Annotated in this window: 19 protein-coding genes; 5 read left to right on the top strand and 14 right to left on the bottom strand. The window is 46.9% G+C overall.

Features of this window, described 5'->3' with window-relative positions:
- Positions 1–25: 25 nt before the first annotated feature.
- Entirely contained in the window at positions 26–469 is a 444-nt protein-coding gene (locus ACWJJS_RS08585; RefSeq protein ID WP_003154478.1) for a CBS domain-containing protein, read from the bottom strand.
- Between the two features lie 140 nt (positions 470–609).
- On the opposite strand from ACWJJS_RS08585, the gene ACWJJS_RS08580 reads away from it, so the two are divergent.
- Positions 610–969, top strand: coding sequence for a YugN family protein (locus ACWJJS_RS08580; protein ID WP_003154479.1), 360 nt, complete (start codon positions 610–612; stop codon positions 967–969).
- Positions 970–1,002: 33 nt separating this feature from the next.
- On the opposite strand, the gene ctaG is transcribed toward ACWJJS_RS08580, so the two are convergent.
- From ctaG to cyoE, 6 genes are all read right to left on the bottom strand, one after another.
- Positions 1,003–1,887: a cytochrome c oxidase assembly factor CtaG gene (gene ctaG / locus ACWJJS_RS08575; RefSeq protein ID WP_172614669.1), complete on the bottom strand. Its 885-nt coding sequence runs from the start codon at positions 1,885–1,887 to the stop codon at positions 1,003–1,005.
- A 24-nt stretch (positions 1,888–1,911) separates the two neighbouring features.
- On the bottom strand, positions 1,912–2,244 hold the full coding sequence (ctaF, locus tag ACWJJS_RS08570) for a cytochrome c oxidase subunit IVB (RefSeq protein WP_015388278.1): 333 nt from the start codon (positions 2,242–2,244) through the stop codon (positions 1,912–1,914).
- A gap of 2 nt (positions 2,245–2,246) precedes the next feature.
- Positions 2,247–2,870 carry a cytochrome c oxidase subunit III gene (ctaE, locus tag ACWJJS_RS08565; protein WP_003154482.1) on the bottom strand — a complete coding sequence of 208 codons (624 nt, stop codon included), beginning with the start codon at positions 2,868–2,870 and terminating at the stop codon, positions 2,247–2,249.
- Positions 2,870–4,738 carry a cytochrome c oxidase subunit I gene (gene ctaD / locus ACWJJS_RS08560; RefSeq protein WP_007611227.1) on the bottom strand — a complete coding sequence of 623 codons (1,869 nt, stop codon included), beginning with the start codon at positions 4,736–4,738 and terminating at the stop codon, positions 2,870–2,872. The genes ctaE and ctaD overlap by 1 nt, the downstream gene beginning before the upstream one ends.
- Before the next feature lie 31 nt (positions 4,739–4,769).
- Entirely contained in the window at positions 4,770–5,840 is a 1,071-nt protein-coding gene (gene coxB / locus ACWJJS_RS08555; RefSeq protein ID WP_070081779.1) for a cytochrome c oxidase subunit II, read from the bottom strand.
- Positions 5,841–6,057: 217 nt separating this feature from the next.
- Positions 6,058–6,975 carry a heme o synthase gene (cyoE, locus tag ACWJJS_RS08550; RefSeq protein ID WP_003154486.1) on the bottom strand — a complete coding sequence of 306 codons (918 nt, stop codon included), beginning with the start codon at positions 6,973–6,975 and terminating at the stop codon, positions 6,058–6,060.
- 343 nt (positions 6,976–7,318) lie between these two features.
- On the opposite strand from cyoE, the gene ctaA reads away from it, so the two are divergent.
- Positions 7,319–8,245, top strand: a complete 927-nt coding sequence (gene ctaA / locus ACWJJS_RS08545; protein ID WP_007611205.1) for a heme A synthase CtaA — start codon at positions 7,319–7,321, stop codon at positions 8,243–8,245.
- Between the two features lie 97 nt (positions 8,246–8,342).
- Here the strand turns inward: ctaA and pyc are convergent, their stop codons facing one another.
- The 4 genes from pyc to glsA all read right to left on the bottom strand — a co-directional run bounded on the left by pyc (position 8,343) and on the right by glsA (position 14,601).
- A complete protein-coding gene (gene pyc / locus ACWJJS_RS08540; RefSeq protein WP_454023487.1) occupies positions 8,343–11,789 on the bottom strand; it encodes a pyruvate carboxylase in 3,447 nt (1,148 codons plus the stop codon).
- A gap of 75 nt (positions 11,790–11,864) precedes the next feature.
- Positions 11,865–13,076, bottom strand: a complete 1,212-nt coding sequence (locus ACWJJS_RS08535) for an FtsW/RodA/SpoVE family cell cycle protein (protein ID WP_070081777.1) — start codon at positions 13,074–13,076, stop codon at positions 11,865–11,867.
- 206 nt (positions 13,077–13,282) lie between these two features.
- Entirely contained in the window at positions 13,283–13,564 is a 282-nt protein-coding gene (locus ACWJJS_RS08530; RefSeq protein WP_003154494.1) for a YlaN family protein, read from the bottom strand.
- Between the two features lie 107 nt (positions 13,565–13,671).
- Complete coding sequence (gene glsA / locus ACWJJS_RS08525; protein ID WP_094246964.1) at positions 13,672–14,601, bottom strand: glutaminase A; 930 nt, start codon at positions 14,599–14,601, stop codon at positions 13,672–13,674.
- A gap of 104 nt (positions 14,602–14,705) precedes the next feature.
- On the opposite strand from glsA, the gene ACWJJS_RS08520 reads away from it, so the two are divergent.
- Positions 14,706–15,182, top strand: coding sequence for a hypothetical protein (locus tag ACWJJS_RS08520; RefSeq protein WP_003154496.1), 477 nt, complete (start codon positions 14,706–14,708; stop codon positions 15,180–15,182).
- Here ACWJJS_RS08520 and ACWJJS_RS08515 read toward each other — a convergent pair.
- A complete protein-coding gene (locus ACWJJS_RS08515) occupies positions 15,177–16,505 on the bottom strand; it encodes a PhoH family protein (RefSeq protein WP_146276708.1) in 1,329 nt (442 codons plus the stop codon). The genes ACWJJS_RS08520 and ACWJJS_RS08515 overlap by 6 nt on opposite strands.
- A 154-nt stretch (positions 16,506–16,659) precedes the next feature.
- Here ACWJJS_RS08515 and ACWJJS_RS08510 point away from each other — a divergent pair, with 154 nt between their 5' ends.
- Positions 16,660–17,283: a YhcN/YlaJ family sporulation lipoprotein gene (locus ACWJJS_RS08510; protein WP_003154498.1), complete on the top strand. Its 624-nt coding sequence runs from the start codon at positions 16,660–16,662 to the stop codon at positions 17,281–17,283.
- Between the two features lie 101 nt (positions 17,284–17,384).
- Entirely contained in the window at positions 17,385–17,594 is a 210-nt protein-coding gene (locus tag ACWJJS_RS08505; RefSeq protein ID WP_003154499.1) for a YlaI family protein, read from the top strand.
- Positions 17,595–17,635: 41 nt separating this feature from the next.
- On the opposite strand, the gene ACWJJS_RS08500 is transcribed toward ACWJJS_RS08505, so the two are convergent.
- Positions 17,636–17,956 (bottom strand): YlaH-like family protein, encoded by a 321-nt coding sequence (locus tag ACWJJS_RS08500; protein WP_014304952.1) that lies wholly within the window; start codon positions 17,954–17,956, stop codon positions 17,636–17,638.
- A gap of 56 nt (positions 17,957–18,012) precedes the next feature.
- On the bottom strand, positions 18,013–19,851 hold the full coding sequence (gene typA / locus ACWJJS_RS08495; protein WP_003154502.1) for a translational GTPase TypA: 1,839 nt from the start codon (positions 19,849–19,851) through the stop codon (positions 18,013–18,015).
- Between the last annotated feature and the right edge of the window lie 64 nt (positions 19,852–19,915).

Here is a 19,915-nt window from a genome sequence, read left to right as displayed (position 1 = left end):
TATTTGCATCGTCCGTGATTTATGTTTAATGGATAAACCCCTCCGGACCTCCGTCTTCAGAAATGTCAGACAGCGCCCGGCCCGCTTGCTCATTTGATTGCTCGGCCAACGAAAGATCGCCGAGCGTAACAATGCCGACCAGTTTTTTATCCCTTGTGACGGGAATTCTTCTGAGCTGATGTTCAGCCATCAAATGGAGAACCTCCTCCACAGAGGCGTCTTCTTCTGCACTGATAACCCGCTCTGTCATTGCGTCGGTTATTTTTTGAGAGTTCGGCTTTTTTGAAGCAATTCCCCGTAATACGAGATCTCTGTCTGTCACGATCCCGACAAGTGTGGCGCCGTCTTCATCCACTATCGGAATGGCGCCGACATCCGCGTCTTTCATCTTCACCGCAGCTTCATATACATTATCTAATACTGTACAATATTGCAAGTCTGACGTCATGAGCTTATTGATCTTTGTCATTGCGGAATTCCTCCTTTTTTCTGCTACTATTGTCGTCAAATTTTTCTTTTTGCATACTTTCACCGTATGAATCATTGAAAGTGTAACGCTTTCATACTATGATTGTCAGGAAAGGGCATTTTTAAAAGGAGGGGGAAGGTTTGAAGTTTGAAAACAGCGGTCTTGAAGGGGTAACAGCGGAGCTCAGCCGCTTGAATGATCTGATGGAAGGTAAAGGGCTCATTCTGGCTGGACAATGGGATTATGAAAGAGTGACTTACGACAAAAAGTTTTCAGTACCTGAGGGGACATTTTATCTGCGGATTCAAGGAACGGCAAAAGAGGGCGATGTCGGCGGCAGACGGGCCGTGATTCAGCTGAAGGCCCCTCTTTTAGGAAAGCATTATTATCCGCACGGCGTAGAATACGGCAGCGCTGAAGAATTTCCGGAACATGTCGTCGCTGAAAGCAAAGCTTTACTGCTTGAATTGGAAGAGTCATTAAAAACAGTGCAAATGTAATAAAAAAGTACAGCATATTCTGCTGTACTTTTTTTATGAGACGGTATGCTCGATATACGGCGGCTCTGACAGCGTATCTTTTTCCCGTTCCGTTCTGACCCATTGAAAAAAGATGACAGCCAAATATATTCCGTAGACCGCCTCTTGAATGATTTTCATCAGTACTGCCCCAAGCTGCTGATCTTCCAGAGGAGGCAGCGTGTTAAACATCTCCGGTCCGGATAAAGGGATCTCCTCCAGCAAATCTAAAGGAACGCAAAGCTTCATTGCTTCGGCCCAAGCCGCCGGATCTGTATACGTGGCATACATGGGCGCCCCGCTGAACATAATGAGCGCGCAGGCCGGCGTTAACAAAATCCCGTCTGCCATAATATACCCCAGCTTCATTAAACCGCTGAGACGGGGCAGACCGTCCACCCTATGCACAAGCGGCCACCACATAAAAAACGCCGTTACAAAGATGAGTCCGTTCATCAGCGTGTGATACAGCGAATCTGTTTTGACGAAATCAAATATAAACGGGATGTGATACAGCGAAAAAATACCGTTAAACAGCACTAAAGCGATAAGCGGCATTGAAAAAAACGAAAACAGCGGCTTTACGACAGGACGGAAGATCAGTTTTTTCCATGCCCAGCCGGGAATTCCGGAGATCAACAGCGGCGGTACGACTAAAAACAGAACCGCCATCTGCGCCATATGGGCGCTGAACATCACATGGCCCAATAAATCAACCGGACTTCCCGCAGCCGCGTAAAAAAATAGCGCGGAAAGCACAAACAGCACCTTCTCCTTAACGGCCACACGTCCTTTATGCCGGCTGCACCAGTAAAAGTAAACACCTGTTATCACGGCAGTTATACAAAACAGATACGGGCTCCACATTGCGCGAAACCCGAACATTTCCAAATTAATCAAATCTCTCACTCCCCGCCGCCCCGATTACCACCAAATAATCGTGACAAATGCAAGCACGGTGATAAACGCGACAAATATTCCCGAATACAGAAATAATGACGGCGCTTCATGCCCCTTCTGGCTCATATGCATAAAGTAAAACAGCTGAAAGATGACCTGAATGACCGCAAGCAGGATCAGAAACGGCATCGTAAACCATCCGGCAATGCCGTCTGCAGCCACCGTCAAAAACGCGACAAGCGTAAGGCCGATCATCAAGCCGAAGGATATGACCTGATATTTCATTTCCTCGGCATTTTTCCTTCTCCGATATTCGAGATCCGTACTGACAGTCCCTCTGTTTTTGTTATCGTCCATCGTTATCCCACCATCCCCATCAAATATACAACGGTAAAGATAAAGACCCACACGACATCGATAAAATGCCAATATAAGCTGGCCACATAATATTTCGGCGCATTATAAAGGCTGAGCCCTCTTTTCGCATTCCGGATCATGAGCGCGCTGATCCACAACAGCCCGAACGCCACGTGTGCTCCGTGTGTGCCGACGAGCGTGTAAAACGCTGAGCCGAGCGCAGAGCTTGTAATGGTAAAGCCGAATTCGTGAGTGTAATGCATAAATTCATAGATTTCAACCCCTAAAAATCCCGCTCCCAATAATACGGTAACCAGAAGCCACACCTGCATTTTTTTAAAGGAGAAATTTTTCATATGATACATCGCATACACACTCGTTAAGCTGCTCGTCAAAAGAAGCATCGTCGCGATAAACACGATCGGCAGCTCAAACATCTCAGCCGTTGACGGCCCTCCGGCTTTAGATTCCCGTAAAGCAAGGAATGTCGCAAATAGCGAAGCGAACAGAACTGTTTCGCCGCCGAGAAACAGCCAAAATCCCAAAAACTTATTTTTCCCCTCCAGCGTTGCTTTTTCAGGAGAAGCCGGAAAGGTTTCAGCCGTCATTTTTTCCTGCAGCTGCATTACGCCTTCACCCCTTTATCATCATTCGGCAGATCTTCTTTGTGAATATGATAGCCGTAATCATCGACCACAGAGCGAAGCAGCATGGTAAAGAATGTGATGCCGAGCCCTATGAAGATAACCGGAAGCCCCCATGAATAATCGGAGTGGTATAAAAACCCGAACGCTGCGACAAACAGCCCGAAAGATATGATAAACGGCATGATGGAGCCGTTCGGCATATGAATGTCCTCTACAGGCTCTGCAGGCGCCATCCCTTCATTTCCGGCCTGCTTTTCAATCCACAGCGGGTCAAGTCCCCGGACAAACGGAAGCTGTTTAAAATTATATTCCGGCGGCGGCGAAGAGACCGCCCATTCAAGCGTACGACCGTCCAGCCACGGGTCGTTCCCGACGTATTTCCCCTTTATTGAGGTATAAATAATATTGACGACGAGTAAAGCAGCCGCGCCCGCCATGAAAAACGCGCCGATTGAACTGATCAGGTTGCCGGTATCAAGCCCCTGGCCGGGCAGATATGTGTAAACGCGCCGCGGCATTCCCATCAAGCCGAGAAAATGCTGAATGAAGAAGGTAAGATGAAACCCGATAAAAAATAAGACGAACGAAATTTTCCCCATCGTTTCATGAAGCACCTTCCCGAACATTTTCGGCCACCAGAAATGCACGCCCGCCAGGATGCCGAACACAACGCCGCCGATAATGACGTAGTGGAAATGCGCTACGACAAAATACGTATCGTGGAACTGATAATCTGCCGCTGCGGCCGCCAGCATGACACCCGTGACTCCTCCGAGTACGAAAGAGGGAATAAAGGCGACGGCATACAGCATAGGCGTCGTGAATTTGACGTTTCCTCCCCAGATGGTCAAAAGCCAGTTGAAAATTTTAATGCCGGTAGGCACCGCGATCGCCATCGTCGCAACCGCAAATATCGCATTAGCGATCGGTCCGAGTCCCGTCGTAAACATGTGGTGAACCCATACCATGAACCCGAGAAAGCCGATCAGCACGATCGCAAAGACCATAGACGAATAACCGAACAGACGTTTCCTCGCAAATACGGGAATGATTTCTGAAAAAATCCCAAAGGCGGGAAGAATTAAAATGTATACTTCCGGATGCCCGAAAATCCAAAACAGATGCTCCCAGATTATCGTATTGCCGCCCAATTCAGGATTAAAGAAATTCGTTCCGAACAAACGATCCAGCATCATCAGCGCCAAACCGACGGTGAGCGGAGGGAATGCGAATAAAATGAGTGCCGACGCCACAAATGTCGTCCACGTAAACAGCGGCAGTCTCATATACGTCAAACCCGGCGCCCTCATATTAATAATTGTGGCGAGAAAATTGATTCCCGCAATGAGCGTCCCTAAGCCTGATATTTGCAGACCGAGCACGAAAAAGTCTATGCCGTGCCCTTTCGAATTCAGCGCAAGCGACGCGTACGACGTCCAGCCTGCATCAGGAGCGCCCCCTAAAAACCAGCTCAGATTCAAAAAGATGCCTCCGAAGAAAAACAGCCAAAATCCGAGCGCATTCAGAAATGGGAATGATACGTCACGCGCCCCGATCTGAAGCGGCACAACCGCGTTCATCAGCCCGAATAACAGCGGCATCGCCGCCAGGAAGATCATTGTCGTGCCGTGCATCGTCATAATTTCATTAAACTGCTGAGCACCCATAAAATCGTTCCCCGGCCTCAAGAGCTGAATCCTGATAAGCATGGCCTCAAGTCCGCCGACGACGAAGAAAAATCCCCCGGCGATCATATATAAAATCGCGATTTTCTTATGGTCAACCGTCGTCAAATAATCCCAAAGCAAAGAGCTTTTTCTTTGCTGTCCTGTAAGCGTATTCATCATTTGCGACCTCCCCCCTGATATCTCCCTGTCCTCACTTGTTCTCCGCTTTCAGCCCTTTTAAATATTCATACAGCGCATCCGTTTCAGTGTCCGAGAGCTTCGGATAAGTGCCTGTCATTTTATTGCCCGGTTTAATGCTGTCCGGATTTTTCAGCCAGGCTTTTATATTCTCTTTATTCGCATCCTTAATGCCGGCCACTTTGACCCGTTCACCGAATGTAGCGAGGTTCGGAGCCGTTCTTGCCGCTTCAGCCCGTTTATCATTGGGCTCAACCGCATGACAGCTCAGGCAGTTTTTTTCCTTAAACAGCTCTTCTCCTTGCGCGGCTAAACCGGAATCTGTTGTATGCTTATAATTTTTCATCGCTTTCGTCCATTGTTTAAATTCTTTTGACGGCAGCGGTTTCACTTTGAAATCCATCAGCGCATGTGAAGGCCCGCACAGCTCTGCGCATTTCCCGAAGAAATATTCTCCCGCTTCTTTGCTGCGTTTAGAATCGAAGGTCAGAAAGAAAGTATTGTCATTATCCGTATTCGTATCGATTTTCCCCCCCGCTGACGGAATCCAGAAAGAGTGTTTCACATCTGAGGACTTCAGCTTGAAATAGACGCGTTCATCTGTGGGAACGATCAGCTCCTGACTTGTCACAAACCCGTAATCAGGATACTCGAATTCCCACCAGTATAAATTCGCCCTTACATTAATCACGAGCGCATCCTCTGCTTTACGGTTTTTCTTATCCATCGGCGACGTATCCGCCAGTGCCAATGTATCGATGACAACCGGAATGACAAGAATAATCAGAAGCAGGATCGGAATAACGGTCCAGGTGATCTCTAAAAAACGGTTCCCCTCCACCTGTTTCGGTATCGTGTCTTCCCCTATACGCGACCGTCTGAATCTCACAATGACGTAAAAGAAAATAACTGCTACGACCGCAACGACCACAACCATGATAAGTGTGCTGAGCACCGTCAGATCATATTGTTTATCAGCCACTTCGCCGGCAGGCTTGAGTGTGGACAGAAACGGTTTTCCACAGCCGCTCAATAAAAGCGGCACTAAGGCTAATAATGATAAAAGACGCCAACGCTTTAACATTTCACCCAACCCCTTTTTTGAATCAGTACGAGATGCACAAGCAGTAAATCTGCTTCCAGCCGAAATACTTCATTTCCTCATTTCTTAAAATATGAGATTTTTTACTTAAAATTCCATCTATGTATAAAAGCAAAGCCGCCTGATTAAACAAAAGGTCAAGGCGGCGTTTACTAGTTGTCATTGTTTGTTTTGGCGATCAAACAAGCTCATTATTCAATTAAAACAGCGTGAAGACCACCATCGCTACAAAATAAATGGTCATGTAGTTAAGCGAATAGACAAACATAAGAGTTGCCCACTTCATGATGTTTTTCATGCGGAATCCCATCAGTCCGAGAACAAGCCATCCAACATTAAGCAAAGTGCCGAGAATAACGATCGGAAGACCGAGACTGCCGAGGAAAAACGGAAGCGGCAGCAGGCATGCGACCCAGACGATAATCTGTCTTTTCGTCACTTCAAAGCCGTGCACTACCGGAAGCATCGGAATATTCGCTGCTCTGTAATCTTCCGTCTTTTTAATCGCAAGCGCTAAAAAGTGCGGAATCTGCCAGATGAATAAAATCATGAATAAAACCCACGCGACAACACCGATGTGCCCTTCAACCGCTGTCCAGCCGATTAACGGCGGCACGGCGCCTGATACACTTCCGACAACCGTATTAATCGTATAACGGCGTTTCGTCCACATTGTATAAAGAACAACGTACGTAAACACGCCGATAAAACCGATGACTGCTGCCATCACGGTGGTCATCAAAAGCATGATAAGTCCTAAAGCAATGAGTAAAATTCCTGACCACAGCGCTTGATTCGGCTGAATCTTTCCGGTTACCGTCGGTCTTACTTTCGTGCGTTCCATTAAATGATCAATATCACGGTCGTAATAGTTGTTAACCGCACAAGAACCGGCGATGATCAAAGAAGATCCTATTAATGTAAGAAGCACGGTGTTTAAATTGCCTAAAAAACTCAGACCGGATATATGTAACGCAAGCCACATGCCGGTAAAAGTCGTAATTAAATTCGAATTGACGATTCCTATTTTGATAAGCGAAAGGAAATCCTTCCATGCCGTCGTCTCTTCAATCTGTCCGTCTATAGCTGTATCGTTTAAAATTCTGGAATTAGCCATAACGTAAACCTCCCTTACAAACCTAAAGCAGGTTTTTTAAGACCTGCAACTCTATCATACAAGATAATGACCTGTAAAAAAACATCCTCTTAAATATTAAACGAGAAACAGGAATTTATTTGTGAACTTTTTATGAATTTTACCAAATCCGCCGGTTTCATAATAAAGCGGTTACTTTATTTCTATCAGACCCATCTGGAATAATCAACCCCATTATCTAAGAAGTCCTGATTCTATTATATTTTTGTGAACAAACAGAATTGAGAATTGCCACAAAACACATATTCGCTTACACTTGGTACGTATATCATTTTGTCCAGTTTGTTAAGAAGGTGAATGTAAAATGAATAAAGCTTTGAAAGCGCTCGGCGTGCTGACGACATTCGTTATGCTCGTCGTGCTGATCGGCGGCGCTCTTGTCACAAAAACAGGATCGGGTCTCGGATGCGGAAGGCAGTGGCCGCTGTGCCACGGCCGGTTTTTCCCGGAGCTTAACGCCGCTTCTATCATTGAATGGAGCCACAGACTCGCAAGCGGTGTCTCAATCGTTCTCGTGCTGAGTCTGGCTTTTTGGGCATGGAGAAAAGTCACGCCTGTTTTCCGTGAAACAACCTTTCTCGCCATTATGTCCATTATCTTTTTATTTTTACAGGCGCTTCTCGGCGCATTAGCGGTTGTTTTCGGATCAAATGCGCTCGTTATGGCGCTTCATTTCGGCATATCGCTGATTTCTTTCGCTTCTGTTCTGATTTTGACGCTGCTCATATTTGAAGCTGATAAATCAGACAAAAAGCTCGTCAAGCCGCTCAGAATCGGCAGGAAAATGCAGTTTCATATGATCGGCCTTTCGATTTACACGTATATCGTCGTTTATACGGGGGCTTATGTGCGCCATACGAAATCAAGCCTTGCCTGCCCTGACGTTCCGCTTTGCAGCAGGCTGAATCACGGGCTTCCGTCCCATTTTCAGGAATGGGTGCAGATGGGCCACAGAACGGCAGCGCTGCTTCTGTTCGTATGGATTCTTGTCGCTTTTGCGCATGCGGTGCGCTCCTACAAAGACCAAAAACAGATTCTCGGGGGCTGGATAGCGGCTCTTGCCTTTGTTGTATTACAGGCGCTGTCCGGAATCATGGTTGTTTATTCAGAAATGGCCACCGGCTTTGCACTTGCCCATTCGCTCTTTATTGCCGGCCTGTTCGGCGTCTTATGCTATTTCTTATTATTAATCGCCCGCTTCCGCTATGAATCAAAACAGCGGAACATCTGAGGCACACGAAAAGGCCGAAGCATCAGAGCTTCGGCCTTTTTACATATAAAAACCCTGATCGCACACGGGGCGGATCAGGGTTTTTTATGTTCATTTTTTACGCTTTTTCAATTTCGATCAGTAAATCGCCTGTCTGAATCGGTTCACCGTTTTTCACATGAATCTGCTGTATCGTCCCGGAGAACGGCGCCTGTACCGTCGTCTCCATTTTCATCGCTTCATTAATCATCAGATGATCGCCTTTATTCACCTTTGCCCCGGTTTCCGTTAACAATTTAATGACCGTTCCCGGCATAGATGCCGCAATGTGGCTTGGGTTTGTCCGATCTGCTTTTAATTTTTCCTGCACGGACGATTTAATGCTTTCATCTTTAATGACCACCTCGCGCGGCTGGCCGTTCAATTCGAAATAAACGACACGTGTTGCATCTGGCTGCGGTTCACCGATAGATACAAGCTTCACGATCAGCGTTTTTCCGCGCTCGATTTCCACTTCGATTTCTTCACCGAGTGTCATGCCGTAGAAGAAAGTCGGTGTGTCCAATACGGAAATATCACCAAAGCGTTCAGCCGTTTTAACATATTCAGTAAACACCTTCGGATAAAGAGCATACGCGATTGCGTCCTGATCACTCAATTCCATCTGATGCGTTTCTTTCCATTCTTCTTTAATGCCTTTCAAAGATACCGGTTCAAGCAGCTCCCCCGGTCTTACCGTGATCGGCGTCTGTCCTTTCAGAACGAGCTTTTGCAGTTTTTCCGGAAATCCGCCGTGCGGCTGGCCGATCTGCCCTTTAAAGAGCTCAACGACTGAATCCGGAAAATCAAGCGTTTCGCCTTTATCATAAACATCTTGTTCTGTTAAATTGTTTTGCACCATGTAAAGCGCCATATCTCCGACGACTTTGGAAGAAGGTGTTACTTTCACGACGTCGCCGAACATGCGGTTGACGACGCTGTACATGTCTTTCACCTCATTCCAGCGATCGCCCAGGCCGACTCCTTTTGCCTGCTGCTGCAGATTGCTGTACTGGCCGCCCGGCATTTCATGATTATAAATCTCAGTATGCGGAGACTTCATCCCGCTTTCAAATTCACTGTAATACTGACGGACGGATTCCCAATATTGTGACAGTCTTTCCACCTGCCGGACATCCATTTCAGGACGGCGGCTGTTTCCTTCAAGCGCATGATAAAATCCGCTTGCGCTCGGCTGTGAAGTCAGACCCGCCATTGAGCTGACGGCGACATCCACGATGTCCACACCCGCTTCAACAGCTTTGGCATAGAGAAAGACGCCATTGCCGCTCGTATCATGCGTGTGAAGATGAACGGGAATATCAATCGTTTCCTTCAGCGCTGAGACAAGTTCGTATGCGGCTTGAGGTTTCAAAAGACCGGCCATGTCTTTAATGCCGAGAATGTGCGCACCAGACGCCTCAAGCTCTTTCGCCATAGAAAGATAATATTGCAAATCATATTTCGTCCGGGTCTTATCAAGAATATCTCCCGTGTAACAAATCGCAGCCTCCGCCACTTTTCCGGTTTCACGGACGGCATCGATGGCCAGCGTCATCCCTTTTACCCAGTTCAGGCTGTCAAAGATCCGGAATACGTCAATACCTGACTCCGCTGACTGCCGGACAAATTTTTGGATGACATTGTCCGGATAGTTTGTATAACCGACGGCATTTGATGAACGAAGCAGCATCTGGAACAATGTGTTCGGCACTTCCTTGCGAAGATCTTCAAGGCGTTTCCAAGGGTCTTCTTTTAAGAAACGGTACGCTACATCAAATGTCGCGCCTCCCCACATTTCAAGGCTGAACAGTTCAGGCCACAGGGCAGCCGTAGGATTCGCGATTTTTTTCAAATCATTGGATCTGATCCGGGTTGCAAGCAGGGACTGATGGGCATCCCTGAACGTTGTATCGGTCAGGAGCACGGATTTTTGCTCTTTCACCCAGTCTGCAAGCCCCTCGGCGCCTCTTTCATCAAGGATCTGTTTCGTACCGTTTGCCGGCTTTTCCCCGATATCTAACGTAACGGTCTGAGGCTTATCAAATGCAGGTTTTTCTTTTTTCCCGATTCCCGGAAAACCGTTCACCGTGACATTGCCGATATAGGAAAGCATTTTTGTTCCGCGGTCCTTCTGTTTTGGGAAAACAAACAGCTCAGGCGTTGTGTCGATAAACGATGTGTCGTATTGGCCCGTCAGGAATTTTTCATGCTTTGCCACGTTTTCAAGAAACGGAATATTGGTCTTAATGCCCCTGATCCTGAATTCCTGCAGGTTGCGGACCATTTTCGCTGATGCCTGTTCAAACGTCAGCGCCCATGTCGACAGCTTGACGAGCAGTGAATCATAATAAGGCGTGATGACGGCGCCCTGGAAGCTGTTTCCCGTATCAAGGCGGACGCCGAAACCGCCGCCTGAGCGGTAAGCCATAATTTTACCCGTGTCAGGCATAAAGTCATTCAGCGGATCTTCAGTGGTCACACGTGATTGTATCGCATACCCGTTTGTAAAAATGTCTTTCTGCTCTGGGATATTGACGGCACGGCTGTGCAGTCCGTGGCCCTGCGCGACGAGGATCTGCGTCTGAACGATATCAACCCCCGTTATCATTTCCGTAATCGTATGCTCTACTTGTACGCGCGGGTTCACTTCAATAAAGTAAAATTCACCGCCCGCTACGAGAAATTCCACGGTCCCCGCGTTGATATAGCCGACATTTTTCGCAAGCGCCACAGCCGCTTCGCAGATTTCGTCCCTTAATTCAGGCTGCAAAGATACACTCGGCGCCACCTCAATGACCTTTTGATGGCGTCTCTGAACGGAACAGTCCCGCTCATACAGATGGACGACATTGCCTTCTTTATCTCCGATCACCTGAACTTCAATATGCTTAGGATTTTCGATCAGTTTTTCAACATACACTTCATCGTTTCCGAATGCGGCTTTCGCTTCTGATTTGGCCCGCTCAAACGATTCTTTCAATTCGCTTTCGCTTCGGACGATTCTCATTCCGCGGCCTCCGCCTCCGAGCGATGCTTTAATAATAAACGGAAATCCGTGGACTTTTGCGAATTGTTCGACATCTTTTATTGTTTCAGCCGGTCCGTCACTCCCCGGAATAACGGGGATACCGGCTTTTTCTGCCTGCTCCCTCGCCTTTACCTTATCTCCGAACATATCCAAATGCGCTGACGTCGGTCCGATAAATACGATGCCCTCTTCTTCACAGCGTCTCGCAAATTGGATATTTTCAGAGAGAAATCCGTAGCCCGGATGAATGGCATCAACGCCGTTTCTTTTTGCGATCTCAATAATCCCTTCAATATCAAGATACGCGTCAATCGGTTTTTTGCCTTCGCCCACAAGATAAGCTTCATCCGCTTTATAGCGATGATAGGAGCCCGAATCTTCTTTTGAATAAACGGCTACCGTTCTGATGTTCAATTCTGTGCACGCCCGGAAAATCCGGATCGCAATTTCTCCCCTGTTTGCTACTAACACTTTTTGGATGGATTGTTGTGACAAACTTTTCTCCCCCTTGGCCTAATAAATATGTAGTTTATAATAAAGGAATATCCGCCCTGTGTATACACTTGTTTTTTAGAGATACACAGATTTTTCCGTCTGCCGTCTTTTTACCCCCTTAGACGGAACGGGCTCCCTCTTTTTCTTCTTTTCTGAGTACTTGACATGCATGCTGACATTCACCAATATACCGGCGCTCGTTAATAACAAAAACATTGATGATCCCCCGTAGCTGATAAACGGCAGCGGAACACCTGTGATCGGAATTAAACCGCTGACACCGCCGAGATTGATAAAGGTCTGAATCGCAATCATGCTGGATATCCCGATTGCCAAAAGGCTTCCGAACGGATCTTCACATTTTCTCGCAATATAAAAACCTTTTAACACGACAAAAGCCAGCAGCACAATGACAAACAGGACGCCGAAAATGCCGAGCTCCTCTGAAATAACCGCCATAATAAAGTCTGTATGTGATTCAGGCAGATAACCGTATTTTTGAATGCTTTCTCCAAGACCGAGACCGAAAAAACCGCCTGAGCCGATCGCATAATACGAATTTATAATCTGCAGACCTGATGTGCTGGCGTATTTAAATGGATTTTCAAGGCTTTCAAACCGGCTCATACGCCCGGGTGTCAAAATATCGTCCCATTTCAGATAGATGATCGGGCTGACAAGGAGTAATACGATTCCCGCCATGAGAACCAGCCTGAGCAGGGTCCTTCCGCTGAATCCCGAACACATAATGACGCAAAACGCAATCAGACCGATAATCATCGCCGTTCCGAAGTCGGGCTGAATAGCGATAAGCGCACAAATGACTACGGTGACGATCACCGGCGGCGCAACCCCCGTCAAAAGCTGATCGATGTAGCTTTGTTTCTTTGCGTACACCGCGGCAAGATACAGTATCAGGGACAGCTTGACAAATTCCCCCGGCTGAATGGCCATTCCGCCGATTTTAAACCAGCTTTGCGCATTTCCGGCAACATGTCCGAAAACAAACAGCGCGCAAAGCGCAGCCACTGACGCAAGCAGTATGATTTTCTGAATCTTTTGATGGGCGAACACTTTGTACGGAAAAACGGCCGCGATAATAAACAGCACAAACCCCGCGATGACGGCGAACAGCTGCCGTTTAAAGAAATAGTCGCTGCTCACGCCGTAACGCATAACGGCGGTAATCATGCTTGAGCTGTATACCATTACCAACCCGAAACTGCACAGCAGAATGATAGCGCATATCAATGAATAATCGTAAGATTTTAACATTCTTTTAAACATAACATCCTCTTTCCTGCTTAAAGCTTACGTTTAATACCTATTGCGTATTATATTTTACTATAATTCATAAACAATTTACGCAGTTTCTTTATAGTTTTTCGGATGAAATGCAGATTAAGAGACCGTCTTACGAAAAGAAGATGCAAAAAAAAACGGTTTACGGTTATAAAAAAACCCAAACCGTTGAATAGTTTGAGTTTGATCATTTATTTTCCTGTAAACGCGTCATGCAAAGCAGACAGTTCTCTTTCAAGTCTGTCCAGCAGCTCTTTGCCGTCGTTTTCGTCAACTAATCCCAGGCGGACAGCAAAATCGATTTCCCTCGACAGTCCGAACATCTGAGTATCCAAGACCTCTTCATACAGAGGACATTGAGGCATCGTTAAGTTATCCATTTGTACTCGGATCAGCTTCAAAATCTTCTCAGCATCTAACTTCAACAGCTCGAATGCTTTCTGCTGATGGTCAACTATAATCTCTGAAGCCAAAAGTATCCCTCCGTTCCCCAGGCGAGTACCTAATTCTTCTATTTATCATAAAGGGTATCAGATGAAATTGCAAGAGGATTTAAGCAGATGTTATGATAAAAAATGTTTCAAAAAATACTCAGCCTGTATTTCTCAGACATGATTTCCAAAAGCTTCACACCCGCGATGCTGTTGCCTTTTTCATCAAGCGCCGGGCCGAATATACCGATTCCGAAGTTGTACGGCGAAATGCCCATGATTCCTCCCGAAACGCCGCTTTTAGCGGGAATGCCGACCTTGATTGCGAATTCCCCGCTCGCATTGTACATGCCGCATGTCACCATAAACGTCTTGCAGATTCTCGCCACATCTTTTTTAATGACCTGCTCCCCGGTTTCCGGATGCTTCCCGTCAAGGGCGAATACACAGCCGATTTTGGCTAAATCCAGACTGCTCATCTTAATCGCGCACTGTTTTGTATACAAATCCATGACCTCTTCAACATCGCCTTTAAAAATGTCATACTGCTTCATGTAATAACACATGGCCCGATTAATCATGGAAGATTTGAATTCCGATTCCGCGACATGTCTGCAATATGTAATGTCCTGATTGTTCGCAAGTCTTCTGATGAATCCGAGCAGGTAATCCAGGCGGTCTTTCGGCGAATGCCCTTTAATTAAAGCCGTAACGATGAGAGCTCCCGCATTAATCATCGGATTTAAAGGCTTGCCCGGATTCACTGTTTCAAGCTTAATCATGGAGTTAAACGGGTCGCCGGTCGGCTCCTGACCCACGCAGCTGAACACCTTTTCCTTTCCGTAATCCATCAGTACGAGCGCCAGAGAAAGCACTTTCGAAATGCTCTGCAGCGTAAATGTCCGGTCGGCGTCTCCTGCCGTCAGACATGTATTTTCCGCATGATAAATCGTGACCGAAAGGCTGTCTTGTTCGGATTCAGCCAGAGCCGGAATATAGTCTGCCACTTTGCCTTCTTCAGTCCTTTTTTTCGCTTCCTGAACTAATGCGTCCAGCTCTTGGTAATGCCGGCATACCATGTCGATCATCCTCACTTCGCTGCCGTTGTATACATCTAAGTTTGCGACGCAAAGTGACAATTCATGCGAAAACTTTTATACTTTAAGTAAAGGGGGGCTTCAACATGAGCGTTATTCAAGTAAAAGGCAATGTTACATACCCGATTACAATTGATCCGAGTGTCTGGATTTTCGATGACCGCAAGTTTCCGTTTGAAAACAATCAGCCCGTTCATCCGGACGGCTCTGCAGAAACCCAGGAGCATACGCTTGATCCGGAACGGGTGATCAGAGAAGGGCGCATTTCGCCGCCGACTTTAAAAAGCGAAAAACGTTATGAAAAAGAAAGACTGATGAACGGCAGCTTCGCCATGAAGCTCGGCGCTGTTTTAGCAAATGCCGAGCCGAAAGAAAGCGCTGTCCTGTGCGCATTTATTTCAAAATCAGAAAGAACCGAAGTGCCGCTCGAAAAGGCGATGGACGCAATCGCGCATTTCAGCGATGCGGGGAAACCGCTTCAAGACGGCGGCCCGGTCCATTTTTACGTGGACGGAGACTTTGAAAAACCGATAACGGGCGTCACAGAAATCGAAGTTTTATAACAAATCGGCGGCAAGCTGTGCAAGGCCGGATCTCTCACCTTTCACAAGCTTCACGCTGCCGGAGACGGTTTGTCCTTTAAACCGCTCTACAACATAAGCAAGTCCGTTGTTTAAACTGTCTAAGTATGGGTGATCTATTTGCTCCGGATCGCCCATCAGGACAATTTTGCTGCCCTCTCCCACCCTTGTCAAAAGCGTTTTGACCTCGTGCCTCGTCAGATTCTGAGCCTCATCAATAATAATAAACTGATCCGGAATGCTTCTTCCCCGAATGTATGTCAGCGCCTCCACCTGAATCGATCCGATTCCTGCCAAAATCGCTTCAAGTTCACCCGGCTTTTTCGCATTGAATAAAAATTCAAGATTATCAAAGATCGGCTGCATCCACGGCTTGAGCTTTTCCTCTTTTTCGCCCGGCAAATATCCGATATCCTTTCCCACCGGGACGATGGGACGCGCGACGATCAGCTTTTTATAAATACCGAGATCCTCCGTCTGCAGAAGCCCTGCCGCGAGAGCAAGCAAGGTTTTTCCCGTTCCCGCTTTTCCGATCAGGGTGACAAGCGGGATATCTTCCCTCAGCAGAAGTTCGAGCGCCATTGTCTGCTGGACGTTCTTCGGCCTGATACCCCATACGTGCTCATCATCGAAAACGAGTCTTTTTACAGTCTCGCCTTTCTTATCCGCCATGCCGACCGCAGACGATGATCCTCCTAATTCATCTTTCATCAGCACAAATTGATTCGGATAAACCTGATGCTGCTGAAGCTCCTTGACTGAAATTTGTTTGTTTTTATAAAACGAGGCAAACCGCTCTTTATTCATAAATATATCTTTGTACCCGCTATATATTTCATCATGGTCAACGACTCTGTCGTTTAAAAAATCCTCCGCCAAAAGCCCGATGGCATCCGCCTTTACCCTGACAAGCACATCTTTGCTGACCAGGATGACGAGGCGGCCGTTTTCTTTCGTTTCCTCCTCAAGGCTTAAATTTTTTGCCACCGCCAAAATGCGGTTATCATTCGTTTTTTCGATAAAAATTTCTTGGAGCTGATGAAATGACCGGTGGTTCAGTTCAATTCTGAGCGTTCCTCCGCTTTCAAGCGGAACTTTCTCGTGCAGCCTTCCTTTCTCCCTGAGCCCGTCTATCAGCTTAGATACGTGCCTCGCATTTCTCCCGACCTCGTCCATATACCGCTTTTTTGAATCGACCTCTTCCAGCACGACGGCGGGGATGACAACTTCGTTTTCTTCAAAGGAAAAAATGGCGTTAGGATCCTGCAAAAGTACATTCGTATCTAACACATAAATTTTACTCAAGTCTCAGCCTCCTGAAATAAGGATCAAAGCCCATCGTGTGCTTCTCTTTCCGCGAAAAACGGGGATGCCTGCTAAAATATATGATTTGGTGAATAAAGATAGAAGGTTAATTCAACAATAAAATAAATGAAAGCATTCAAGGAGGGAATCTGACGTGCGAATTCTTTTCATTATCATACAAGCCTTGTTTATCCTGACCGGCTGCACTGCTGTACAGGACGGCCGCGGCCGCAATATCCAGAACGAATCAACCGATCAGCGTGATGCAAAACCGATTCATGTTAAAAATACGGCTCCTGAGACAGCTGAAAATCCCGGCCGGACAGACATCGCTAAGCATCTCGTCGAAGTAACCGAAAAAATCCCCGGCATTTCAGATGCCACCGCGGTTGTACTCGGAAGATACTCCGTTGTCGGAATCGATGTGGATGACAATTTAGAAAGAAGCAAAGTGGAGAGCATTAAATACACGGTTGCCCAGGCGTTAAAAAACGATCCTTACGGCGCCAATGCCGTTGTCGTGGCTGATCCTGATACGGTTTCCCGTCTGAGAGGCATGGGCAGCGACATTAAAGCCGGCCGCCCCGTTTCAGGCATTTTGGACGAACTTGCCGCCATCGTCGGTCGTGTCATGCCGGAAGTCCCGAATGATGTGACCGACAATGAAAAAGAATCACCGACTCAATCGAATGATGATCAGCTGAACCAAAGAGACCAGAACAAGCTGCAGAACGAACAGAACGATCAATCGGATCATCATATGAAAAACCGCCAGTAAAAAGCAGCGCCCGCTCCAAAGGAAGGGCGCTGCTTTCTTTCCCTTTGGCAGGAGGGGCATCCATGATATAATGCTTGTCATAGTGAAAGAGGTGAAAATCAATGAGAGTAAAATGTTCCATTTGCGACAAAATCGAACAAATTGATGATGAAACACTGACAGCCAAACGCCTCCGCAATCGTCCGATTCATACATATATGTGCCGGGAATGCCATGACCGAATCAAAATCAAAACGGAGGCGCGGCTGAATACCGGACACTTTTCCTTTCATCCCGGACAAAAAGCGAAAAAAGATAAACTGAAAAAATAAACCGAATAAAAAATGACCCGCCGGAAGGCAAGGTCATTTTTTTATTGCGGTTTAGCTGACTGGCTTTTTTTAGACTGGTGCAGACGGATTTTGTAAATGATCAAAATCAAGGCGGCGACAACAAGCCCTTCTCCGACCGGCAGAAACACACCGAAAAAAGTCAGCACGGTGCAGCCGAGCACGAGAAAGAGATAAACTGCCGCAGCCTTCAACACCGGCAGCCGTTTGGCAAAGCCGAGTTTAAATACAATCACCGAAAGCACGACGATCGTTCCGTATAACAGCCACATTCCCGCCAGCGGATGCTCATCCACTTGGTAAAGAGCCGCAAAGAACGACAGCCGTTCACTTACTTCATTCAAAAAGATCCCCCTCCCCTTTTCCGTTCGGGTTCTACCTTTTCAAATTCTGCAAGTGATTAAGACATTCCTGCTGTTTTTTTCTTTTTCGCCGCTTTTTCACGTTCGTTTTTATTCAGGATTTTCTTTCTTAAACGGATGGATTCCGGCGTTACTTCGCAGTATTCATCCTCGTTTAAGTACTCGAGTGATTCTTCAAGCGACATAATGCGCGCTTTCTTAATCGTAGTCGTTTGATCCTTCGTAGCGGAACGGACGTTTGTCTGCTGTTTCATTTTGCTGACATTGACGACAAGGTCATTGTCACGGTTATGTTCGCCGACAATCATGCCTTCATATACTTCTGTTCCGGGCTCAACGAAGATGACGCCGCGGTCTTCAATACCTTGAATTCCGTAAGATGTCGCTTTTCCGTTTTCCATGGAAACGAGCACACCTTGACGTCGGCCTCCGACTTGGCCTTTTTGCATCGGCTGATAGCTGTCAAACGTGTGGTTCAGGATACCGAAACCGCGTGTCAGTGACAGAAACTCAGTAGAATAGCCGATGAGTCCGCGTGATGGTACGGTAAAGATCAGGCGGACCTGGCCGTTTCCGTTATTAATCATATCAAGCATTTCGCCTTTTCTCGCACCCATTGATTCCATAACAGAACCAGTATGCTCTTCAGGCACGTCAATCTGCACGCGCTCAACAGGCTCGCAGCTGACGCCGTCGATTTCCTTAATGATAACTTCAGGTTTAGACACTTGAAGCTCATAGCCTTCACGGCGCATGTTTTCAATTAAAATGGACAGGTGAAGCTCACCGCGTCCTGAAACAACCCATGCGTCTGGTGATGCAGTCGGTTCGACACGAAGACTGACGTCTGTTTGAAGCTGCGCGTTCAGACGCTCTTCAATTTTGCGGGCTGTGACATATTTGCCTTCACGGCCTGCAAACGGGCTGTTGTTTACGACAAATGTCATTTGAAGCGTAGGCTCATCAATGCGCAGAACCGGCAGCGGCTCATGGTGGTCAGCCGGACAAACCGTTTCACCGACGTTGATGTCTTCCATGCCCGAAACGGCAACGAGGTCTCCCGCTCTAGCTTCTTCAATTTCCACGCGTTTCAATCCTTGGAAACCGAAGATTTTCGTTACGCGGAATGATTTAACCGTTCCGTCAAGTTTCATCAATGAAACCTGCTGACCCACTTTCATCGTGCCGCGGAAAACGCGTCCGATACCGATACGGCCGACATAATCATTGTAATCAAGCAGCGCCACTTGGAATTGAAGAGGCTCTTCGGCGTTATCTACCGGGGCAGGGACATGTTCAAGAATCGTTTCATACAGTGATTCCATGTTTTCGTCCTGCTTTTTCGGATCCAGACTTGCCGTTCCGTTAATCGCAGAAGCGTAGACGACAGGGAACTCAAGCTGTTCTTCGTTTGCGTCAAGCTCGATGAACAAATCAAGCACTTCATCAATGACTTCTTCCGGGCGGGCGAAATCACGGTCGATTTTGTTTACGACGACAACCGGATTTAAGTTCTGCTCAAGGGCTTTTTTCAGTACGAAACGGGTTTGCGGCATGCAGCCTTCATATGCGTCAACGACTAACAGAACGCCGTCAACCATTTTCATAATCCGTTCTACCTCTCCGCCGAAGTCGGCGTGTCCCGGAGTGTCCAAAATATTAATGCGTGTATCTTTATAGTTAATCGCAGTATTTTTCGCAAGAATTGTAATACCGCGTTCACGTTCAAGATCGTTTGAATCCATTGCGCGCTCGGCAATATTTTCGTTGGCACGGAATGTTCCGGCTTGGTGAAGCAATTGGTCTACCAAAGTCGTTTTCCCATGGTCAACGTGGGCAATAATCGCGATGTTGCGAAGATCGTTTCGAAGTTTCACATTTTCATCTCCTAAAAAAATTAGATAACTTTCATATTATACCACACATCCTCTTTAAAAGCGT

This window comes from Bacillus sp. JK106 (genome assembly GCF_053663355.1).
This window is presented reverse-complemented; position numbering and strand designations above follow the sequence as displayed.